Below are 22,510 nucleotides of genomic sequence, written 5' to 3' on the forward strand. Positions count from 1 at the left end.
GCCGCAGGAAACGCTTCTTGCGGCGAAATAAAAAGCGAAGAGCGGCCAATGGCCGCTCTTCGCTCTTGCTCAGCTCGAATGCCGCTTACTTCGCCGTCGGCATCGCAAACTCAGCGCCCTTCTCGATGCTCTCGGACCAGCGCTGCATGATCGACTTCTGCTTCGTATAGAACCGCACGCCTTCCTCGCCGTACGCATGCGTATCGCCGAACAGGCTGCGCTTCCAGCCGCCGAAACCGTGCCACGCCATCGGCACCGGAATCGGCACGTTGATGCCGACCATGCCGACTTCGATGCGGCGGCCGAACTCGCGGGCCACGTGGCCATCGCTCGTGAAGCAAGCGACGCCGTTGCCGAACTCGTGCGCGTTGATCAAGTCGACCGCCTGCGTGAAGTCCCTGACGCGCACGCACGCGAGCACCGGACCGAAGATCTCTTCCTTGTAGATGCGCATCTCGGGCGTGACGTTGTCGAACAGCGTGCCGCCCGTGAAGAAGCCGTCCTCATGGCCGGGCACCTTCAGGCCGCGGCCGTCGACGACGAGCGTCGCGCCTTCCTTCACGCCCAGGTCGATATAGCCTTCGATGCGCTCGAGCGCCTGGCGCGTCACGATCGGGCCCATCTCGGCGTCGGCTTCCATGCCGTTCTTGACGACCAGCGCGCGGGCCCGCTCGGCGAGACGCGGCATGATCCTGTCGGCGACGTCGCCCACCAGGAGCGCCACCGAGATCGCCATGCAGCGCTCGCCCGCGGAGCCGTAGGCGGCGCCGATCAGCGCATCGACGGCCTTGTCGAGGTCGGCGTCCGGCATGATGACCATGTGGTTCTTCGCGCCGCCGAGCGCCTGCACGCGCTTGCCGTGCTTCGCGCCCGTCTCGTAGATGTAGTTGGCGATGGGAGTCGAGCCGACGAAGCTCACGGCCTTGACGTCGGGATGCACGAGCAGCGCATCGACCACCGTCTTGTCGCCCTGCACCACGTTGAAAATGCCGTCGGGCAGCCCCGCCTCCTTCAGCAATTCCGCCATGAACAGCGACGCCGACGGATCGCGCTCGCTAGGCTTCAAGACGAAGGCGTTGCCCGCCGCGATGGCGACCGGGAACATCCAGCACGGCACCATGCACGGGAAGTTGAACGGGGTGATGCCCGCGACGACGCCGAGCGGCTGGCGCATGGTCCAGTTGTCGATGCCCGTCGACACCTGCTCGGTGTAGTCGCCCTTGAGGAGCTGCGGAATGCCGCAGGCGAATTCGATGACGTCGATGCCGCGCGAGACCTCGCCTTGCGCATCGGAGAACACCTTGCCGTGCTCGGCCGTGATGATGGCCGCGAGCTCGTCGCGATGCTTGTTCATCAACTCGAGGAAACGCAGCATGACGCGCGCGCGCCGGATCGGCGGCGTATCGCGCCACGCGGGAAACGCGGCGTTGGCGCTCGTCACCGCCGCGTCGACATCGGCCGCCTCGCCGAGCAGCAGCTTGCGCGCACGCGCGCCGGTGGCGGGGTTGAATACCGGCTGGCTGCGCTCGCCGCTGCCGCTCACGCGCTTGCCGTCGATGAAATGTCCGACGTCCGCGCTGTCGATGTAGGCCTGCATGTCGTCTCCTTTGCGTGAAATGGCGATGCGAGCAAGTGTAAGAAGCCGCGGCCGAACTGAAAAGGCGCTAACATTGAACTCATTGTTTATCAGATTGAACAATGAGTGTATGGATACCCAAAAGATCGAAGGACTCTGGACCCACCTGCACTGGCTCGGCATGCTCGCCGAGCAAGGCAGCTACACGGCCGCCGCGGCGCGCCTGGGCGTCAGCAAGGCCGCAATGAGCCAGCGCATTTCGGAGCTGGAGCGCGCCGCCGGTATCTCGCTGGTGCAGCGCACCACGCGCAGCGTCCGGCTGACGGAGGCCGGGCAGCGGCTCGTCGACAACATCCGGGACCAGTACGAGCAGATCGCGGCGAGCTTCGCGAGCGTGCGGGAGCTGGCCGGCGTCGCGCGCGGGCTCGTGCGCGTCACCGCGCCCGTCGCCTTCGCGCGGCAGCAGCTGCTGCCGAAGCTGCCCGCCTTCCTGCGCGCCAATCCCGAGGTCAAGGTGCAGCTGGAGGTGTCCGACCGGCTCATTTCGCTCGCGGCGGAAGGCTTCGATCTCGCGATCCGGCACAGCGCGGCGGCGCCCGATACGCACGTCGCCTGGAAGCTCTGCGAAACGCATTCGGTGCTCGTGGCGACGCGGGCCTATCTGCGCCGCCGCGGCACGCCGAAGATTCCGCAGGAGCTTGCCGCGCACGACTGCCTGTTCTACCCGCGCACGACCGGGCCGGCGATGTGGACCTTGGAACGCAGGACGGCGCGCAAAGCGTCCGCCGCGACGGCCGTCACGCTACCCGTCAACGGACAGTTCTCCGCCAACAACAGCGAAGCGCTGCGCGATGCGGCGCTCAATGATCTCGGCATCGCCCTGCTGCCCGATTTCACGGCGCAGGCGGCCGTGCAGGCGGGCAAGCTCGCCATCGTCCTGCCCGAGTGGCGCGTCACCGGCACCTTCGCGGAGCAACTCTATATCCTGCGCCCCTATACGTCCCATGTGCCGCGCGCGGTGGGGCTCTTTGTCGGCTATTTACGCGAAAATTTCGCGGAAGGTTTTCCGCTGTAGATGAAATAGCGATTTCACGGAGCATCGCACGGCGGACGAGGCCGAAGCCGACGACACGGACCTATCTGGCAAGCGCGGTAGTGACCCTACCCAGCCAGGTCCCGGCCGACACCAGACCCGCGGGATCCCAGCTATCCGCTGAATTCGGGCTGTTTTCGAGCTGCGCCTCATTGAGCTGCCACACGACGACTCTGGGCCGGTGTTGCGCGAATGCCGGACTCTCCACTGTATCCAGGAAGGTTTTCCACGGACCAACGTTGCCAGGATTCCACATAAGCCCCACCGGCTGACCAAGGGCATTGGAAAGCTTTTGCGAATACCCCAGGTACGGCTGCACGAAACTGTTGCCCACGACCTGAACCTGCGGCGGTGCGCTATCGGCAAGCAGACCGTCACCACCATCGGCTTGCTTGCGCACGGTGTAGGTATCCCGGCCGATGCGCTTGCGATCCTCCGGCGACATGAAGTTCATCGCGAGATCGCCATAGCGGCGGTCATTGGTCCATTCACCCAGCACGGTCCCTGTTCCGGAAGCGGGCAGATCGAACTGACTTCGGATCAACGCGGCGGTCGCGTCGGCCGATGCTTCGGCGGCCCATGCGGTCCAGTGATAGTCAGCACGATAAAAAGCGGTCTGCTGGCCATGCTCGACGGACTGCAGCACTTGCCGGTCGTCGAAGGTGGCGATTCCCGCAGCCGACAGCATGCCGAGTATGTCGCCGTAGCGCGACTGGACCTGCGGCGAGAGCGTCGTTCCGGCAGGAAGCCGTTGCGGATAGAACGGCGCCTTGGCCGGCACGACCATCAGGACCAGCGCGACATGCTTCGCCGCCAGGTCATCCTTTGTTTGCTGGATCAGCTTGATATCGGCCTCGAGCTGCGCCCGATTGACCTTCCCGGTACTTTCCCAGCCTGGAAAGAGCCACCCGTCCTGCCCTTCGATCACGGACGGCGCAGCGCGCGCCTGGCTTCCCAGGGCAAGCACGGCCAATGCCGCGAAACGTGTCCAGCGGCTCCGGTTTGGTTTGCTCTTCAGCGAATCGCGATCTTTCATTCGAAGTCTCATCGTTGTTCCAAATAGGCAATCTCTTCATCCGTCAATGGCTGGTACAGCGAGCGCAAAGGCCATTCCCATATCAGCAGCCGGATACCGCCGAGCCGCTCCGGGTCATGCCGCAGCAGCTGCAGCACGCTGCCGGCAAACCCGCTGCCCACCCGGCTTTGCTGCGCGATCTCCTGTTTCATCGCGAACTGCAGGTCATCGAAGAAGCCGGAGTTGAGCGAATAGGACGAGCCGGCCAGCATCACGACCGGGGCGGGCGCATTGTCGAGCAAGCCGCCGCTTCGGCGTATCTCGAGCTGCTCGTCGCGGTCGAGGTCGGGCTGCGGCGCGAACGGCGGCACGTTGCCGTCTATTCCCGCCAGCCGCGCCAGGTCGCCGCCGCGGGGCTGCGTTCGCGCGGCCACCCGCAGTTGCATGACCACATCGCCGGCAGGCACGTAAGCCTGCGCTGCGGCCGCCACGCGGCCGGCAGCGAATCTCGCGCCCTCGCGATTCCAGTGCGTATCGGTACGCCAATAGCCGGGGGCGACCCAGCCGCCATGGAGATCGACCTGACGCAACGCGAGGCCCGCGCTCGCCTGCTGCCAGGCAAGACGCCGTCCGCGCGCCTGCCACGACACGTCGAGCCCGCACAGCTCGCCCGCCGCCTGCTCGACCTTGTCCGGCACCGGCACGGCCACGACTTCGATGCCGCGTTTCCTGAGGTCGGCCAGCAGCCTGCCCGCGAGCAGCACACGCCGCTGCAGGTTGCGCTCGCCGCCGGGCGTTTCGACCACTTCCTCCGTGAGAAAAAGCCACCCCGGACAGCCGCGGCGCACCTGCGGATCGGCGTCGCCCGTGACCGCGTAAAGCAGCCCGTTGATCACGCGCCGCACCGCCGGTTGCGGCATGGCCGCCTGAGCCACGCGCCGGTCCAGCGCCTGGGTCGCGGCGCCGTCGAGCCACGACGACTGCCGCAGCAGTTGAGCGAGCGGCCCGGCCTCTTCGTTGAGCCGCCAAAGCAGCGCGGCGGCGCCGCACATCACGATGATGACGAAAGCGGCCGTGTTGAGCTTGCGCATCACGATCAGAATTGGAAATAGAGGAATGGGACCACGGTGCGCCCCTGCAGCACGCACAGCGCAACGAGCCACAACGGCACGGCCAGATAACGCAGTAGCGCTTCGCCATAGGCGCGGCCCCGCTCCCAGCGCGACCATGCCGCGGGCAAATAAACGAGCGCGATGCCGATCAGCAGACAGGCGGCCTGGTTAGGCCTCGACACGGCAGCGAACGCACTCGATACCTGCCATCCATGCTTGCCGCCGAGCGCTGCAAGCAGCGTCGACACTTGCGTCCAGGTCTCGGCGCGAAACAGCAGCCAGCCGGCCATCACGAACAGCAGCATCGCGGCATGGCCTGCCCAGAACGGCAGCTTCGCCCCGCCCCGCGCACGCCACAGCCTTTCGGCCGCGAGGCCCGCGCCGTGCCACAGCCCCCACACCATGAACGTCCAGCTGGCGCCGTGCCACAAGCCGCCGAGCGCCATCGTGATCAACAGGTTCATGCAGCTGCGCGGCAGGCTCTGGCGGCTGCCGCCCAGCGGAATGTAAAGGTAGTCGCGCAGCCAGCCCGACAGGCTGATATGCCAGCGGCGCCAGAACTCCGACAGCGAACCGGCCAGATAAGGCGCATCGAAGTTCTCGGGAAACCGCAGCCCCACCATCAGGCCCAAGCCGATCGCCATGCCGCTGTATGCGCAGAAGTCGAAATACAGTTGCAGCGCATACGCCAGCACGGTCAGCGCAGCGTCGGCCGCGCTCGGTGACGTGAGCTGATAGCCGCTCGTCACGAGCGGCGCCAGCGTATCGGCCAGCAGGATCTTCTGCGCAAAGCCGAGCATGAACCGCTCGGCGCCGGCAGCGAACTCCGCGGCATGGAACGCGCGCCGCTGAAGCCGCTCGGCCACCCATTCGTAGCGAACGACCGGCCCCGCCACGAGATGGCCGAACATCGACTGGTAGGTCGCGTAGTTGACGAAGTTCGGCTCGGCGGCAACGGTGCCGCTATAGACGTCGACCGAATAGGAAATTGCGCCGAAGACAAAGAACGACAGCCCGATCGGCAGTATGACGGCCTGCCATGCGCCGAGCGGCACGCCGATTGATCGAGCCGTGTCGTGCAGCAGGTTTGCGTACTTGAACCACACGAGCGCGACGAGCGGCCACGCGATGCCCGCGAGCAGCGCCCAGCGCTTTTGGCGCTCCGGGACGCGCTCGATCCAAAGGCCCGTGCACCACGACCAGAGCGCGATCGAGACGATCAGCGGCAGGAAGCCGGGACGCCACCACGCATAGAAGACCCAACTGAACACGAGGAGGGTTGCGTTACGCCAGCGCGAGCCCACGGCCGCATAAGCCAGCAGGAAGATCGGCAAGAAAACGAAGACGAAGCTGATGCTCGCGAAGACCATAGGTGTCCGGCTCAGTGGCTGCCCGAGTAAGGCTCGATGGCGTCGGCCTGGATGACGAGGCGCGGTGCGCCGGCGTCGCCGAGCAGAAAGACGCTCGCGCGGTCGCCTGATTTCAGCGGCGGCAACGCGACCGGGGCCGTGCTTCCGGCGGCCTCGCACCGCCCCTGCAGCCGAGCTTGGACCGGATTGATCACGCGCTTGCGGACGTCGCCGCTCGTCACGCGATCGAACACCGTGGCGCCGTTCTCGATCGCGAGCAAGCCGTTGCACTTGGGCGCGAGGTTATAGAAACGCAGCTCCGCCTTCAGGTCGTCGCGCCCGTCGGCTGTGTCGGCGATCAGCCTCGGCTGGCCGGCGCCCGTCAGCACCACGGTGTTGAACGTGCCCGGCTTGACGCCGATGTGCCCGAGCACATGGCCATCGGCCTTGATCTCGACACCGGCGGCGGCATCGACCACGCGATAGTCGGTGCTCATCCTTCGCTTCGGATCGAGCGTATCGCGCTCGCCCGCGAACTCGACATCGACTGCCGCCGCCAACGGATTCACCACGCGCAGGTAGCTCGATCCGGCCGGCGCCTGCGGTGCATACAGCCGGGCAATCTCCTGTGCCGTCGAGCCGGCTCCCCAGGCCAGCACGACGATGCCCGCAAGCAGGGTGACGCCGGCGCGAAGGCGGCCGGCACGTATGGAAAAAGCATGGCTCTTTACCATGACCGAGAGACTCCCTTTTCAATAGTTGAAGACGCTGCGAATGAACCAGCCCTTCGCGCGTTCGTCGCCCGCGACCCTCAGGCGGTACTGCACGGACAGGTCGAAGTACGAACGCGGCGCGTGATAGCGGTCTTCCCGCAGCCACGTGCGCAGATTGACGCCGACGCCCGCCCCCACCGCCAACGGTTTGTCGTAGGCGTCGTTGTAGTCCGCCGCGAACACGGCGTGCGGCCACAGCACCGTGTGTCCGAACCCTGTTTCGGGCAGCCGGAAGCTGCGCCCGGCCTGCACCTCCGAAGTGAAGTAACGCGTCCTGGCGAGCAGGTAGTCGCCGGTCTCCGCGTAGACCTGCACGCTGTTCCAGCTCGGCACATCGAAGCGCAGATCGGTGCCGGCGCCCCACGAGTAGCCGAGCCGCGCGAGCCAGTCGCTTTTCGCCGCCGAGCCGATCGCCTGTTGCCGCTCGAACGCGGCAATGACGTTCTGCGAAGCAAGCGGCTTCCAGCGGATACCGAATGCGGACAGCAGGCTCGGCCAGCCGGCCGGCGATTGGCCGGTGAAGGTATTGCCCGTGACCGCGTTGGTGGACGTGGTCGGCGCGCTGTACGCCGTGCCGGTGAGCCGTGCATAGAGATCGACCCACGTGCCGTCGCGCTCGAGCGCGGACGGCCGCCACCAGGCCTCGGTGCCGATCTGCAGGTTGTCGCCGACCAGCGCCGACTGGTTCCCGCCCGCCTGCATGTTGTTGCTGCCGCGGTAAGTCAGCGCGACATAGGCGCCCCATTGACGCTCGAGCTCGGATATCGCGCGGCGCGTCTCGTAGAGGCTCTGCGGCGTCTGGTCGAGGTCGCCGTCGCCGGCGGCGTCGATGCTGCGGCGGAAGTAGCTCGCCGCGAGCGGACGCGCATCGGCATTGATCGCGGCGAAACCCGCATCGCGTAACGCCTTGGGGGGCAGCCTGCCGGCCTCGTCGATCTGCCCGAACGCCTGCACGGCCGTTGCCGGCGCGCCAGACACCGCGGCGAGGTACGCGAAGCCCAGGTCCGGCACGGCGTCCTTCAGTTCGGAGCGCACCTGGCGGGCTTCGTCGTGCCGGCCGCTCGCGTCGAGCACATCGGCCAGCACGCGTCGATACGTGCCGCGCTTCGGCGAGACGGCAACGAGCTCACGCGCCAGCGCGAGCGCAGTCGCGTTTTCTCCTTTCGAGAGCGCGCGATAGATGGCAGGGACCATCGCATCGGGTGCAGCGTCCGCAGGGCGCGCCTCGCACACCGTGCCGTAAGGCGTCAGCCGGCAATCGAGAAACGGCGCCTGCAGCTGCGTGCGGTCCGAATGGCGCCGATGGAACGCGATCAGGCTGCGCCGCCAGGCCGCTTCCCCGTCGTCCTTCGGCAAAGGCTGCAAGGTCCCGGCTGCGAATGCCGGATCGCCGGCGGCCATCGCCGCATCGGCGGCATACAGCCGGACGTTGCGCAGGTCGTCGTCGCTGAGCGTGCCGTTTTTCACGGCCTTTTCATAGTCGCCGCGGGCGGCGGCATACCTGCCCTGCATCTGGCGCAGGTAGCCGCGCAGCAGCACCGGGACCGCATCCTCGTCGTCAATCCGGATCGCGGCGCTCGCCGCCGCTTCCGCATCGGCATACCGGTGCTGGCGGCTCAAGGCATCGATCTGCAGCAAGCGGTACGACATCACGTCCGGCGCATACGAAATCGCCTCGGCGATCGCCTTCTGCGCTCGTTCCGGATCGTTGTCGGCCATCGCCGCGTAAGCCTCGCGCGCAGGTTCCTGCGCGAGTTGCCGGCGAACGGCGTCGCGCCGTCCCTCGAGCTCCCGGTTGGGACCGCCGATGCGCAGGGCCATCTGGAACACATCGACGGCTTCCTGCGGACGATGGTCGGCCGCCGCGCGATACGCCGCTGCGGCAAACGCTTGCGACGGCCGTTCCGATGCGAACAGCGAGCACACAGGCCCGAAGCGGTTGACGATGCAACGCAGGAGCGGCGGCTGCAGGGCAGGACGCGCCATCGTGCTGCCGGACGCCAGCATCCGTGCGAGCTGGCGCCGCTCGCGGGCATCGGCATCGCTGTCCGGTATGGGTTCGACGGCCTTGAGCGCCGACGCCGTGTCGCCCGCGCTCAACGCGGCATCGGCCACGATCAGGCGAACGGCGCGCAGGTCCGCATCGCCGAGCGAGTCGCCCGCGAGCGCCTGTCCGTAGTACGCGCGCGCCTCATCGTAATGGCCGTCTTGCTGCAGCAAATAGCCATGCAGCACATACACCATCGAATCGTCGCTCGCGCTTACGAGCGCTTCGCGGCTCGCGCGGTACGCCGCCTTCATGTCCTGCAGACGCGTCAGCAGACTGACCTGCAAAAGCCGGTATTGCGACACGTCGGGCGCCAGCGTAACGGCTTCGCCGATTGCGCTCGACGCGCCTTCCGCATCGTTGCGCGCGAGCAGATCGAGCGCATGCGCGGCCGCTTCGCCGGCACGTTGCGCGGCAGCGGCCTTGGCCAAGGCCGCTGCCGCAGCGTCGGCGTCGCGCCTGGCCGGTTCGTGCGGCGCGCCGGGAGCCGCATGCGCCCCCGCATGCGCCCCCGCATGCGCCCCCGCATGCGCCCCCGCATGCGCCCCCGCATGTGTCCCGTCAAGCCGCCGTCTCGACGCCGCTTCGGCCCGCGCGAGCAGCGAATGCAGGCGCTGCACGTCCGGACGCAAACGAACTGCCTCGCGGGCATCGCGAACCGCTGCGCCGTAATCGCCGCGCGCATATTCGCTGTAGGCCTGCTGGGCGACGCTATACGCGCTGCCCGTGAGCGGCAAAGCCAGCGTTTCGTCGGCACACGCTGACGCGCTCGCGAAAACGAGACCGGCGAATAGCGTCGAAATAGCCGTTGGGGCAGCGCGTCTGATGGCGGGTAGAGAGCGACAGATCACTTCAGCAGGCTCTCCACGAGTTCGGTCGACACATAGTGAGGTCCGTCGAAGACGTAAGTGCGAAAGCCGCGGTAAGCGGCAAGCTGCGGCTTGAGCTCTGCCGCGGCGGCAGGGCGAAACGCGTTGCCGGCGCCCGGCCGGAACGCTTCGGCAATGATGCGCACGCGCGCCGCCCCGAGCTTCGACGCCAGCGCGTCCGCATACTCGCGGGCCACGCGAGGCTGGCGCGCATACACCCCCACGCCGTCCTGGAACAGCACGCCGACGTCGCGCGGCAGCCAGCTGTCGAGCCAGTCGGCAAGCGCCGCCCCGCCGATGTTCGAGCGGTCGTACACGCTGATCCAGAGCGGCCTCGGCAGGCGCATCAACACTGGCGCGAGACGCGCAGCGTCCTGCCAGGTCGGATCGGCTTCGACCGGGAAATACCAGCCTTCAATGGAAAGCGGCGGTGCGGCGGCAGCGAGCTTCAGGGATTGATCCGCGAGTTCCGCAACGTGAGCACGCACCGCACGCTCGTCGAAGCGGCCCGCGAGGCCGACGAGCACATGGCCTGCCCACGGCTCGCGCGCGATGCGCGGCCAGTCGGGCACGCGCGGCGCCTCGCGCAAGCCGGTGCCGGGGACGAACGCAGTGCCGTCCACCGCGGTCCACTGAATGAGCAGATCCGTGACGCCCAGCCGGTCCCAGTCCCCATGCGGACTGACGTGCGCGCTGTCGATCTGCCAGGCAATGCCGTCGACGCGCTCCGCCTGCGGGAACTGGCAGCCGCCGAGCAAGCCCGCGCCCAGCAGCACCGATGCGGCAGCCGCGATGCGAAGCGGGCTGCCGGCCTCGGTCGCGCGAATGGAAGGCCGGCTCATGTGGCGATCGCTCCCGGCCGCCGCGCGCGGGTCTGCGCGTCGATCGCGTGGTCAAGCGCCGCGCGGCTGATCACCCCGCTATCGACCATGAAATCGCCGATGCGGCCGTCGCGGTCCGGCCGGTAGCGGTTCAGTGCGTCGTTGAAACGCTCGCGCGTCACGTGGCCCAGCTCGATCAGCAGATCGCCGATCAACGGCACACGCGCCGCGGCCGGCTCCAGTGCGGCCGGCGCGTCGCGCAAAAGGCGCAGTCCGGCTGCGATCTCGCTCTCGCGCGCAACGTGCTGCGCGATAGGCTGCCCGAGCGCCTCGGCCAGCACCTCGAGCGTTTGCGCGGGCAATGGACTCGCAGCCAGCAGGATCGCGCGGCCCGCCGCGTCGCTGCCCTGCACCAGCACGCGGTGCCGGATCGCGGCTTCGACGGGCAGGCGCGCGCGGTCGGTGTTCAACTGGTGCAGATCGAGCACGGCACGCGGCAGGTCGGCCTGGAAGGCAATCGCCTCGGCAAGCGTTTCTTCGTCGAGCCAGCCTTTGGCCATCAGGACACGGCCGAGCGGCGCCTCGCGCGCATGCCGGTCGTCCAGCGCCAGCGCGAGCTGCAGCTCGTCAATTGCCTGCCACGATACAAGCAGCTCCCCCAGCCTCTGGCGGCGGCCGGCCGTCAGCCCGTCCGCCGACGGAAAGTCGTGCATGGTCTTGTCCCACGCGAGCCGTCTGCCGGTGACGAGGTGCGTGAGAAACAGCCGCCAGGCGCGCGACACCGCGAGGAAGTTGATGAAGTTGCCGACCACCATCCGCGGCATCGACATCAGCCCATGCTCCCAGCCGTAGAGCCGGGTCACGAAGTAGGCGCGCTGCACGACGCGCAACCCCACGGCCACGGCGTTGAGCGAGAGCACGGCATGCATCCATGTGGAATCCACGAACGGCGAAGGCAGCATTTCGCCTGTCAGTCCCGTCGCACTGGCGGCCATGAACGACAGGAACTGGATCAGCAGCGCGTACGCGACGATGCCGACGAACGCGGTAACCACCCCCTTGCGGTCACGAAACAGCAGATAGCGGTTGGCAAGCGTGCCGGTCCAGCCGGTGTGCTGCCAGCCCTGCAGGCCGATGCCGAGTACCCAGCGCGCGCGCTGCCGGTAGGCTGTGCGCATCGTGTCCGGAAAGAACTCGCGCACGCACAGCGGCATCGTCACGGTGACCTCGCGCGGCTTGCCAAGGCCGAACCAGCTCACGCGTTTCGAGCGAAACTGCACCGGAAAGCGCGCGAAGATCGACTGCATGCCGAGCTTCGCGAGCCTTGCGCCGACGTCGTAGTCTTCCGTGAGGCTCTCGGTGTTGAACGGCTGGTTGCGGGTGGCGTCGACGAGCGCCTGCAGCGCGCGCCGCGAGAAGCAGGTGCCCACGCCCGCGGACGGCACCGCCCCCGCGAGGCTCTCGCGCACCACGAGATCCTTTGCGTGCCACTCGGCGAATTCATCCATGTAGGTGCCGGCCACCAGCTCGTACCAGTGCCGCTCGAGCGACGCGACCGGCAGCTGAATCATGTCCTTGCGCGGCAGCAGGTAATTGAAGAACTTCAGCTCGACCGGATGCAGCACGTCCTCGCTGTCGTGCAAGACCACACCCGCGAATTCGAGCCCGGTTTCCCGCTCGTACCCGAAGATCGCCTGGATCACCCAGTTCAGGCAATCCGCCTTGCAGGTCGGACCGTCGTGGGGCACCTCGACACGGCGCAACTGCCGGTAGCGGCGGCGCATGCGTTCGACTTCCGCGATCGTCCGAGCGTCGTTGCGGTAGGTGCCGATGAAAACGACGTAGTTGCGGTAATCGAGCACTCTCACCATGTCTTCGATCATCGCGGCGATCACGTCGTATTCGAGCCATGCCGGCACCATGACCGCAATCGGCTGCTCTTCGCGCGCGTACAGCTGCTCGACAGTCAGCGGCCGGTACGCACGCCTGATCGTCACGGCGCGCCATGCCTCGCGCGCCCAGTACCACGCGTCCACGAACAGATCGTCGATGCTCGACAGCAGGATCAGCACCGCAATGAAGCCGGCGCAATACTGCAGCACGTCGTAGTACCGCGCGGCGTAGTAGCCGAGATACAGGTCCATGATGCGCAAGCTCACTCGCCGTCCTGCTTGCGCGCTTTGCGCCGGCGCACGAGCGACGCGAGCAGCAGCAACGCGATGAAGGCGGCCACGACGGCGGCCGGCACGATCCAGATGAGCCACTGCTTCGTCCACGCCGTGCCGGTGCTTTCCTGCTCCAGTGCACCGGCGTGCACGGTATCGATCTGCTTGAGCACGCCGCTGCCGTCGATCACCGCGACATCGCCGCGCGCAAGCTGGAATGCAACCGGCAGCAGCGGCGCACGCGCGCCGATATTGCGGTAGACCACACCCATCGCGCCGCCGGCGCGCTCGACATCGACCACGCCGACACCGGCCAGGTTCGCGACACCGCTGACGTCGTAGAGCGACTCTTCGTTCGGACCGAGAATGGTCAGCCCGTTATTCGCGACGCGCACATGCGACTTCGGTTCGGCAAGCGGCACGTCGATGGCAAGAAAGGGGGCGGTCGGCGCCGCGCTTTGGCCGGCGGGCGTCACGTCGAGCGCCGCGCGCTGGGGGGCGACGCCAGCCGCATCCGCCAGGCGCGCCACGCGCGGCAGCGTCGCGGTGGCGTCACCGAGGTACGACGCGGGTACGATCACCGTGGCGCTCTGCGCAAAGCGCGCAACCATGCCGGTGAAGCTTTGGTCGCCCTCCGCATGCACAAGCGTCAAGTGGCTGCCGGGCAGGACCGCAGCCGGATACCCCTGGTCCGTCGCGCAACCCCCATCAGGCTGACGCTGGAACGACACGCGCAGCTGATTGCGCGCAGCGAGCGCGTAGCGCGGGATGTGGGCCGTCACGCGCTGCGCGCGCCCGTCCGCGTCCAGCAGCTTCGCGCCGATCAGCACGTCGTTGAAGTAGACCGAAGCGACTACGTTCGCGCCGTGGCTGTTGGGCGCACCGGCAAGATCGAGCACCACGTCGTCCGGCAGACGGCCCGCACCCGCCACCGCGCCCAGGTCGAAGGCCACGCTCCACGATGCCTGACGACGCACGTCGATGGTCCGCGGTTCGCCGCCCAGCGCGGTCAGCGAAACGACTTCGGCCTTGCCGTTCGAGCCGCTGTCGATTTCGTGCACGACGAGCTGGTTCGACACGTTGATCGAACGCCAAGCCTGGGCGAGGACGTCGATGGCGTTGCGGTCGCCGACGACGATCGCCGCCTGTCCGCCGACATGCACAAGACGCGCTTCTCCTCCCGCCAGCGGCGCGGCAAGCGGCGCGATGGCGCGCTTGCGCCACACGTCGAACGCGTCGGCATCATCCTGCGATACACCGAGCGCCTGCACACGCAGCGCGTCGAGCGACGCATCGAGCGCGGCATGCAGCGCGTCATCGGCCACAATCAGGTCCGCCGGCCACACGCGCTCAGGCACGAGCACGAGCAGCGCCCCCACTTCCGCGGGATTCGCCAACCGGTGCGTGCCGCCCATCGCCAGAGCAGCGAACGCGGGCAGCACACGCAGCGGGGCGGGTACGCCGAGCGTGCCCAGCTCCACGGTATCGCCCACCTTCGGCCAGGTTCGAATCACGGGCTCGCGGCCGTCGCGCTGCATCAGCGCAGCGGCACGCCATGCGGTGTCATAGGCCGGCGCGCCGACGCTCGCCGCCGAAATCACGATCGACGGTGTTTGCGGCAGCGCCGTCCACGCGGTGCGCAGATCCTTCACATCGTTCGTGTCATAGCGATACGTAAGACGCGTGGTCGGCTCGACGCGCAACACGTTGCCGATCGCGGTCTGGTCTGTGCATATGGCGTCGTTGATGACCGACGACCACGCGAGACCCACACGAACATAGCCGCTCGGGCGCGGCTCGCCGCTCACACCGAGCGTTGCGGCCGCATCGCCGCGCGGCTGCGTCAACGCACGAGCCAGCACCGGTGAGCCGTCGAGCGAGACCAGCATCGTGGCGCGGCCCCCGTCGCCGCGCAGATAGTCGGCATCGACCTGCAGCTCGGCACCGTCGAGAGGCACGCCGGCAGGCACCGGAAAGTAGTACTCCCGGTTCGTTTGCGGCGCGTCGAGAACGGCGGTCTCACGCATGCCAAGTCGACTCAATGCGACGCTGCGCGTCGTCACGCTGTTGCCGGCGTGGGCCAGCGCTTCGGCGAAGCCGCTGTCGCGAGGAACAACGCCCTTGCCGGGTGCGGCGGACACCCCCAAGGGCTGCGCAAGCGCGCCGCCGATCCAGCCTGCCAGTGCGCAGCCCAGCACGAACGAACTGGCGGCATGCAGCAAACGGAAAGCGCGCACGCTACGCGTGCTCGACGGACTGGAGATGCACGATATGAGAACAGGATTCACGGTCGTTTATGGATAGAAATAAGCAACGGGCGATGCGCGGCATTGCGCGTTCACTGAAACTCCGCGTGTCCGGCGCGCCGCACATGCGCCTGCTGCGCGGGTATCGGCAGGATGCTCGCGTTTGCATCGGGTGCGCCGAACTCCTGGAACGGCCGGCCAGCCAGCACTGCCGCAATACGCTCGGACGCCAGTCCGTCTCCATATGGATTGCGCGGGACAGGTGCTCGCGAATCGCTCAGCCGCGCGAGCTGAAAGAGAACAGCGTCCCGAATGCTGGAGCGGCTCGTTCCGACCAGTCGCGCGGCGCCCGCTTCGATCGCTTCGGGGCGTTCGGTAACGTCGCGCATCACCAGCACCGGCTTGCCGAAAGCCGGCGCCTCTTCCTGAATCCCGCCCGAGTCGGTGAGGATGATGGAAGCGCGCTGCATCAGCCGCACGAACCCGAGGTAGTCGAGCGGCTCGATCAGGTGAACGTTGCGCGCGGCGCCGAGCGTCTCCTGCACCGGCTTGCGCACGTTCGGATTCAGGTGCACCGGATAAACGATCTGCACGGCGTTGGAGCGGGCCAGATCGGCGAGCGCCGCACAGATGTTCGCGAAGCCCGCGCCGAAGCTCTCGCGGCGATGGCCCGTCACGAGCAGCACCGGCAGCGCGCCGTCGAGGAACGGCAAGCGCGCGTCGAGTTCGGCGCGCAAGGCCGGGGTGCTGTCGATGCGCGCGGTGGTCAGGTTCAGCGCATCGATCACCGTATTGCCGGTGACGACGATCCGGCCTTGAAGTGCTTCGCGTTCGAGGTTCGCCTTCGAACTCGCGGTGGGCGCGAACATCAGATCGCTCACTACGTCCACGACACGACGGTTCATCTCTTCCGGCCACGGCTGCATCAGGTTGCCGGTGCGCAGCCCCGCCTCCACGTGCCCCACCGGAATCCCGCGATGAAACGCGGCAATTGCGGCAGCGCATGCCGTCGCGGTATCGCCGTGCACCAGGATGCGATCCGGCCGCCGTGCGGCGAGCACCTCGTCGAGCGATGCAATGAGACGCGAAGCCAGACCATTGAGCGTCTGGTTGCCGGTCATCAGCGCGAGATCGCAGTCCGGCTCGATCTGGAACAGCTGGAGCACCTGCTTCAGCATCTCCCGATGCTGCCCCGTCACGCACACCATCGACTCGATATCGGCGTCCGCCTCCAATTGCTTGACGAGCGGCGCCATCTTGATGGCTTCCGGCCGCGTGCCGAATACGGTCATGACTTTCAATGGCATGGACTCACCATCCGTAGTTTGCGAACTGTCTCAGGGAAATCGCAGGCGGTTCACCCGCGTGATATGGCGCAGCCGGACTGGTCGCCGGCAGCGAATGCGGTGCAGGTCAAAGGCCTGCCAGCCTGATCTGGTCTCGACCGTTGCGTTTGGCTTCGTACAACATCCGGTCCGCGTCGAGATAGAGCTGCCAGGGTGTCGCCATCCGTGCGCGGCGATCGTCACGCCATACGACGCCGAAGCTGATTGTCAGAACACCGTCACGACCACGCGGAGAAGGCAACGCCAATTCCCGGACGTTGCGCCGCAGTCGGTCGACAATGCCAACTGCTGAATCGGCCGAATCCAGATAGAGCAATACGCAGAATTCGTCCCCGCCGAGTCGGAATAAAAGATCCCGGCCTTGTCGAAGCTGGCGCATCACGACGTCGGCAATCAGACGCAGTGCGTCATCGCCCGCGCCATGCCCATACGAATCGTTGTATGCCTTGAAGTTATCGACATCGAACAGACAAAGAGCCAGCGAATGCCTTGCGCTGTCCCATGTCCAGTCCCGCCGGGAATACTCGTCGAAATGCCGGCGGTTATATGCACTGGTCAAATCGTCCGTGATCGCCATCTGTGCAAGCCGTGAATTTTCCGCTTCCAGATCATGGATTCGGCTCAGCAAATGCTCGCGCTTCCAATCGGTGACACTATGAAACATCGGATGCGCCAACCGTCTGAGCAACATCCGCCAATCAGACCGGTGAATACCGGCCTCATATACATGGGATTTCATAGAGCTTTAATAATTCTGTTGAGCGCCTGGTCTCGGCGCGCCACACCCCGCCTTTATTGCATCCATCATGCTTGCAGAAATATCGTTTGCGAGGCACTCGAAGTTAATCTACATCCCGAGCACGATTATCAGGTAACCCGATCCAATTTCAAAAGCAAAAATCTTTAAAGATTGAAAAATCAGAATCCTTGCAATCACAAAACACAATTACGCACCACTGCGGAGTATTTTCGTAAAAATATTAAACTCCAGATGCGCCGCGTGGCGCTGGAAACAATTATGATCTGCATCGTTGGTTTTAGATTTTGCTGGAGCGGAAAAATACTTTGCTCGAGCGAAAATTGTTACCGGCCCTTAATCTATCGACTCACCTGCCGATAATTCGAAGGAACTCGAGTCGATAAACCTTACCGAACGTAATGATGCAGCCCCGAAATGCGGTTCTCACCGATGCACATGTTCTTGTGGTGGACGACCAGCCGGACCAGCTGCGATTGTTGATCGACGTTCTGCGTAGCGCGGGGTGCCGCATTAGCGTTGGATTCGACGGGGCGCAGGCATATGAACGAGCGCTGGCCCTCTCGCCCGACCTCATCCTGATGGACGTGCGGATGCCTCGGATGGATGGATTCGCTGCCTGCCGGCTTCTTGCCGCGGACACCCGCACGTGCGCAATTCCCATCATATTTCTGACGGTAGCCGCCGACCTCGACGAGCGTCTCGAGGGTTTGGAGATCGGTGGCGTCGACTACGTACTCAAGCCGTTCGCGCCGGCTGAGGTACTCGCGCGCATTCGTGTCCACCTGTCGCGAACAAACCGTACCCTGCCCGCCACCAAAGAAGAGATGTCGGCTCCGGACTTGTCAGGCGACGGCGTCCTCGTTCGTGCGGCCGTTCAGCATCTTTCAAAACGGCTAAACAATCCACCCGGCGTCGAACAACTGGCCCGCATCGTGGGAACGAATGAAAAACGGCTGTCGCGCGCGTTTCGAGATCACCTTGGCGAGACAGTGTTCGAGCATCTCCGAAACGAACGCTTGCGGATTGCTCAAAACCTGCTGAACAACACGCCGTTGAGTATCGCTCGCATCGCCGAAGAGATTGGTTTCTCCAGTGCGGCGAATTTCGCCACGGCATTTCGCGAGCGATTCGGCGTGACACCCTCGACCTACCGCCAGGAACCCCGGCTTCAAGACTTGGCCGGCACCGGGGAAACCACCCTTGATACAGATTGAGTCGCCATGACAACTGGCACATGGAAGCGCCTGCTCCTCGTATGCCTGACCTGGTGGGCCGCGCAAGCGTTCGCATTCACCCCGGATACGGCCGGATCGCAGGCGCATCGGTTCGCTACGCTGGACCGGGTGGAAGCGTTCGAAGACGTTTCGGGAAAGATGCAGTTGGACGACGTGCTCGCGCTAACGGCAAGATCGCCACAACGTTTCTTTCGCGTTTCGGGGGATGAGTTGAAGGTGGGTTTCTCCCATTCAGCCTGGTGGCTACGTGCGGTAGTCACCAACCGCAGTCCGAATGAACTTCCGCTTGTTCTGGCGCTCACAGAGCCGCGTCTCCAGCACGTCGACTTTTACGCCACTTCCGGCGGTCAATGGAAACATGAAGGCGCCGATCCCTCAGCGAACCTGGTCATTCAATCGCCTGAATCGCGCTATCCCCTGGTGAGCTTCACCCTCCGCCCCGGCGAGCAACTTCTTTTCCTGATCCGGGTAGCTGGGGACACCGCGCTCACTCTGGGGCCAAAGGTGTATTCCGCAACGGCATTCGATGCGCTGGAAAGGCGCGCGGCGCTCTGGGACGGCGGATTGATAGGTGGAACTCTAGCGCTGGCCTGGTGCGCGCTCCTCATTTCCTATTTTTCACGCAGCGTCTCGTTTCTCGTGTTAGCGGCGCTTTGTGTCGCGACAGCGTTATATGAAGCTGCCGACCGCGGCTATACCAAGCTGTATCTGTGGCCGCACGCAGCCGAATGGAGCGCACGAAGTGTTTCAGTGCTCGGATGCAGCGGCATGCTGCTCTTCATCGTATTCGTGTTGCGCATCGCACGCACCGAAAAGACGAACCTCCCTGCACGCCATGTGTTGTTCGGATTCGCCTTGCTCGAGTGCATTGCAGCGGCAGGATGTGCATTCGGAAATCTGTTCCTTTTCGCGCAAGTCAGCCTGTATGTCAACGCGTTGTTCGGGGTTGTCGGCTCGATCGGCATCCCCGCCGTGCTCGCACTTCGGCGCACCCCAACCGCGCGGATCATGCTGCTTACGATGACGTTCTCCTTCTTCAACTTTGCGATGAATCTGCTCCAGAAGCTCGGGGCTTTACCTGCGAGTCTCGCGTGGCTGACGTCTGATATTCAGCCCAATCCCATCCTCGCGATCATTGGGCTGGCCACTAATCTTGTTGTGCTTGCCGCATGGATAAACCACGTCGGAATTCAACGTAAAGAGGCGAGGACGGAACTCGCCAACTGGCAAAGGTCCGAGCATGAACGACTGCAGCATGAAGTCGCGCAACGCACATCGGAGCTGAACGAGGCGCTGCTCGACGCCGAAGAGAAGAACCAGCAGAAGATTGAAACCTTGGGTTATGTCAGTCACGACCTTCGTGCACCGCTTGCAACGATTACGAGCTACGCCAGGCTGCTGATGAATCAGACCGATTCAAAGCAGGCGCCGCTGATCCACGCCATCGAGCGCAGCGTGAACTATCAACTCGGCCTGATCGACGAGTTGGTGGGGTACGCCAAAGCGGAGTTGCAGCCGCTGGAAACCACGCCCGTCGCAATCGATCTGCCGGCATTGCTTGACGAGATTGCCGAATACGCCATCGCGCTCTGCGCGCAACTGAACAACGACTTTCACTTCCAGGCACTGACATCGTTGCCACGCCGCCTGATGATCGACGGCCGGCGGTTACAGCAGGTCTTGCTCAATTTGCTGTCCAATGCATCCAAGTTCACCCGCGACGGCGTCGTCATGATGACGGTGAGAGCGCGCGAACTGGAGCATCAATGGGAGCTGGGTTTCGAAGTCGCGGACACCGGCATCGGCATCGAAATCGAACAACAGTCCAACCTCTTTTCGGCTTTTCGCCAGATACAGGCAGTGAACGGCAGCACCGGTCTCGGCCTTTTCATCGCGCAGCGAATCGTCAATACGATGGCCGGCGACTTGCGCGTTTCAAGCGCGCCGCAACAGGGCACCTCGTTTTCATTCGAGATTATCGTGCCCGTCGCGGAAGATGCGGATACTTCGACACCGCCGATCCCGCGAGATCTCTCCACCGGTTCCACGCAGATCCGTCCGCGACGCAACGATCTCGCGGCCCTCACGGTTCCTCCCGAAGGTGATCGTCGAACGCTGGCCATTCTGGCCAAGGACGGACGCCTGACCGACATAGAACAGTGGATCGAAACGATGGTCAGGTCCCATCCCTCGTGCGATGCGTTTCTGGCCAAATTGCAGCTCTGCGTCGAATCACTGGATTTCGCGGGCATCGAAGCGCTCGCTCTTGCGCCAACGGCCGCATAGCTGCACCATGCGTCGCCTATAGTCGCGCCGCGAGCGCCTGCTCCCCCGGCAAGACGCCACTCGAGTCCATCCGAGACCTGCTCATAGCGTGACCATTTATTCCCGCCGCGCAAGACTGTTTGACCGCGCCGGGTATTCGGAATCGACGGTAACGCGCCTAGATTTAGCACCCATCGGAGCAGCAGGCCCGATCAGGAATCAAGCCGAATCCACTTACTTTTACGTTACTTTCGAGGTCCACCATGAGCAATTCGCAAAAAGTCGTCATCGTCACCGGCGCGTCGCAAGGCATCGGCGCAGAAACAGTCAAGGCGTTCCGCAAGCAGGGCTACAGCGCGGTCGCCACTGCGCGTTCGATCCAACCGTCGGACGATCCCCATCTCGCGACCGTGGCCGGCGACATCGGCGACCCGGCCACCGCCCGCCGCGTGATCGACGAAGCCATCAAGCGCTTCGGCCGCGTCGATACGCTCGTCAACAACGCCGGCATCTTCATCGCCAAGCCCTTCACGCAGTACACGGCGGAAGACTTCGCCGCGATTACGAACGTGAACCTCGCCGGCTACTTCTACATCACGCAGCTCGCCGTCGCCGAAATGGAAAAGCATTCGAGCGGCCACGTGGTCAACATCACGACGACGCTCGTCGACCACGCGGTCGACGGCGTGCCCTCGGTGCTGGCCTCACTGACCAAGGGCGGGCTGGCCGCCGCGACACGCTCGCTCGCGATCGAGTACGCGAAGCGCGGCATTCGTGCGAATGCGATCTCCCCGGGCATCATCAAGTCGCCGATGCATCCTGAGGAAACGCACGCCGCGCTCGGCGCGCTCCACCCGATGGGCCATATGGGCGAGATGAGCGACATCGTCAACGCCATCCTCTATCTCGACTCGGCGCCGTTCGTCACGGGCGAAATCCTGCACGTCGACGGCGGCCAGAGCGCGGGCCACTAAAGCGCGCCCGGCGCCAAACGGGAAGCGCCGCCAGCCGGCGCTTCCGTTCATCGGTCAACATCACGGAGATTCACATGCCGATCGTCACGATTCAAGTCACGCGCGAAGGCACCCAGCCTGGCGCCACGTCCGTCACCGCGGATGAAAAGGCTCAGCTCATCAAGGGCGTGAGCCAGCTCCTGCTCGACGTATTGAACAAACCGCTCGAAGCCACTTTTGTCGTCATTCAGGAGGTGGAAACCGAGAACTGGGGCTGGGGCGGATTGCCCACCGATGTGTACCGCAAGCAGCGAGGATTGAAGACATGACGTAAGCTGGATGCCCCGAAGAGACCGCACTCCCTCATTGCACTCGATAGGAGCTTATGAAAATGACCGCCAAACCGCTGACGCTCGGCATCGATCATGTCGGGCTGGCCGTGCGTGACCTCGCCATCACGCGCGACTTCTTCGTCGACTGCCTGGGCTGGACCCAGGTGGGCGAACGGCCGGGCTACCCGGCCGCTTTCGTATCCGACGGCCACGTCGTGCTGACGCTGTGGGAAGTCACCAACCGCGGCCAGCGCGTGGAGTTCGACCGCAAGACGAACGTGGGTCTGCATCATCTTGCGTTGCGCGCCGGTTCGGAAGAAGCGCTTGAGGAAATCCACGCGCGCGTCTCGCAATGGCCGGGCGTCAAGGTCGAGTTCGCGCCGGAGAACCTCGGGCAGGGACCGAAGCGGCACACGATGCTCTACGAGCCGGGCGGCATCCGGCTCGAATTCGATTTCGACCCGCGTGTTCAGGCGGCTGCCTGACTTCCCTTTCCATTCGCACATCGAATGCCAACGGGCTATCGCGTCCAGTGATAGCCCTATCGAAACAA

At 65.1% G+C, this 22,510-nt stretch carries 17 protein-coding genes; 6 read left to right on the top strand and 11 right to left on the bottom strand.

Annotated features, from left to right (window positions below):
• Positions 1 to 85: 85 nt before the first annotated feature.
• On the bottom strand, positions 86 to 1,597 hold the full coding sequence (locus FAZ69_RS13690) for a CoA-acylating methylmalonate-semialdehyde dehydrogenase (RefSeq protein WP_136895287.1): 1,512 nt from the start codon (positions 1,595 to 1,597) through the stop codon (positions 86 to 88).
• Positions 1,598 to 1,706: 109 nt separating this feature from the next.
• Between FAZ69_RS13690 and FAZ69_RS13695 the strand changes: the two genes are divergently transcribed.
• On the top strand, positions 1,707 to 2,651 hold the full coding sequence (locus tag FAZ69_RS13695; RefSeq protein ID WP_136895289.1) for a LysR family transcriptional regulator: 945 nt from the start codon (positions 1,707 to 1,709) through the stop codon (positions 2,649 to 2,651).
• A 61-nt stretch (positions 2,652 to 2,712) separates the two neighbouring features.
• Here FAZ69_RS13695 and FAZ69_RS13700 read toward each other — a convergent pair whose 3' ends face one another.
• The 10 genes from FAZ69_RS13700 to FAZ69_RS13745 form a co-directional block, all read right to left on the bottom strand.
• Positions 2,713 to 3,705 (bottom strand): alginate O-acetyltransferase AlgX-related protein, encoded by a 993-nt coding sequence (locus tag FAZ69_RS13700; RefSeq protein ID WP_136895291.1) that lies wholly within the window; start codon positions 3,703 to 3,705, stop codon positions 2,713 to 2,715.
• Positions 3,706 to 3,713: 8 nt separating this feature from the next.
• Positions 3,714 to 4,775 carry an alginate O-acetyltransferase AlgX-related protein gene (locus tag FAZ69_RS13705; protein WP_240702227.1) on the bottom strand — a complete coding sequence of 354 codons (1,062 nt, stop codon included), beginning with the start codon at positions 4,773 to 4,775 and terminating at the stop codon, positions 3,714 to 3,716.
• Positions 4,776 to 4,780: 5 nt separating this feature from the next.
• Positions 4,781 to 6,166, bottom strand: coding sequence for an MBOAT family O-acyltransferase (locus FAZ69_RS13710; protein ID WP_136895295.1), 1,386 nt, complete (start codon positions 6,164 to 6,166; stop codon positions 4,781 to 4,783).
• A gap of 11 nt (positions 6,167 to 6,177) precedes the next feature.
• Positions 6,178 to 6,879 carry an alginate O-acetyltransferase AlgF gene (locus tag FAZ69_RS13715; protein ID WP_136895296.1) on the bottom strand — a complete coding sequence of 234 codons (702 nt, stop codon included), beginning with the start codon at positions 6,877 to 6,879 and terminating at the stop codon, positions 6,178 to 6,180.
• Between the two features lie 18 nt (positions 6,880 to 6,897).
• On the bottom strand, positions 6,898 to 9,702 hold the full coding sequence (locus tag FAZ69_RS13720) for a bacteriophage N4 adsorption protein A (RefSeq protein WP_136895298.1): 2,805 nt from the start codon (positions 9,700 to 9,702) through the stop codon (positions 6,898 to 6,900).
• Positions 9,703 to 9,812: 110 nt separating this feature from the next.
• Positions 9,813 to 10,676: an alpha-amylase family protein gene (locus FAZ69_RS13725; RefSeq protein WP_136895300.1), complete on the bottom strand. Its 864-nt coding sequence runs from the start codon at positions 10,674 to 10,676 to the stop codon at positions 9,813 to 9,815.
• Positions 10,673 to 12,799, bottom strand: a complete 2,127-nt coding sequence (locus tag FAZ69_RS13730) for a glycosyl transferase family protein (RefSeq protein ID WP_136895412.1) — start codon at positions 12,797 to 12,799, stop codon at positions 10,673 to 10,675. Before FAZ69_RS13730 ends, FAZ69_RS13725 begins: the two co-directional genes overlap by 4 nt.
• An 11-nt stretch (positions 12,800 to 12,810) precedes the next feature.
• Positions 12,811 to 15,057: a cellulose biosynthesis cyclic di-GMP-binding regulatory protein BcsB gene (locus FAZ69_RS13735; RefSeq protein WP_240702222.1), complete on the bottom strand. Its 2,247-nt coding sequence runs from the start codon at positions 15,055 to 15,057 to the stop codon at positions 12,811 to 12,813.
• A gap of 101 nt (positions 15,058 to 15,158) precedes the next feature.
• The gene (gene wecB, locus FAZ69_RS13740) at positions 15,159 to 16,373 is read right to left on the bottom strand and encodes a non-hydrolyzing UDP-N-acetylglucosamine 2-epimerase (RefSeq protein WP_136895302.1); all 1,215 of its coding nucleotides are present in this window, start codon (positions 16,371 to 16,373) and stop codon (positions 15,159 to 15,161) included.
• Between the two features lie 106 nt (positions 16,374 to 16,479).
• The gene (locus FAZ69_RS13745; RefSeq protein ID WP_169708636.1) at positions 16,480 to 17,076 is read right to left on the bottom strand and encodes a GGDEF domain-containing protein; all 597 of its coding nucleotides are present in this window, start codon (positions 17,074 to 17,076) and stop codon (positions 16,480 to 16,482) included.
• Positions 17,077 to 17,573: 497 nt separating this feature from the next.
• Here FAZ69_RS13745 and FAZ69_RS13750 point away from each other — a divergent pair, with 497 nt between their 5' ends.
• The 5 genes from FAZ69_RS13750 (at position 17,574) to FAZ69_RS13770 (ending at position 22,442) form a co-directional block, all read left to right on the top strand.
• On the top strand, positions 17,574 to 18,386 hold the full coding sequence (locus FAZ69_RS13750; RefSeq protein WP_136895415.1) for a response regulator transcription factor: 813 nt from the start codon (positions 17,574 to 17,576) through the stop codon (positions 18,384 to 18,386).
• A 6-nt stretch (positions 18,387 to 18,392) separates the two neighbouring features.
• A complete protein-coding gene (locus FAZ69_RS13755; protein ID WP_136895306.1) occupies positions 18,393 to 20,693 on the top strand; it encodes a sensor histidine kinase in 2,301 nt (766 codons plus the stop codon).
• Between the two features lie 242 nt (positions 20,694 to 20,935).
• Positions 20,936 to 21,646: an SDR family NAD(P)-dependent oxidoreductase gene (locus tag FAZ69_RS13760; protein ID WP_136895308.1), complete on the top strand. Its 711-nt coding sequence runs from the start codon at positions 20,936 to 20,938 to the stop codon at positions 21,644 to 21,646.
• Positions 21,647 to 21,720: 74 nt separating this feature from the next.
• A complete protein-coding gene (locus tag FAZ69_RS13765) occupies positions 21,721 to 21,954 on the top strand; it encodes a tautomerase family protein (protein ID WP_136895310.1) in 234 nt (77 codons plus the stop codon).
• 62 nt (positions 21,955 to 22,016) lie between these two features.
• Entirely contained in the window at positions 22,017 to 22,442 is a 426-nt protein-coding gene (locus FAZ69_RS13770; RefSeq protein ID WP_136895312.1) for a VOC family protein, read from the top strand.
• Positions 22,443 to 22,510: the final 68 nt, after the last annotated feature.

This window comes from Trinickia terrae (assembly GCF_005144415.1).
Taxonomy (GTDB): Bacteria; Pseudomonadota; Gammaproteobacteria; order Burkholderiales; family Burkholderiaceae; genus Trinickia_A; species Trinickia_A terrae.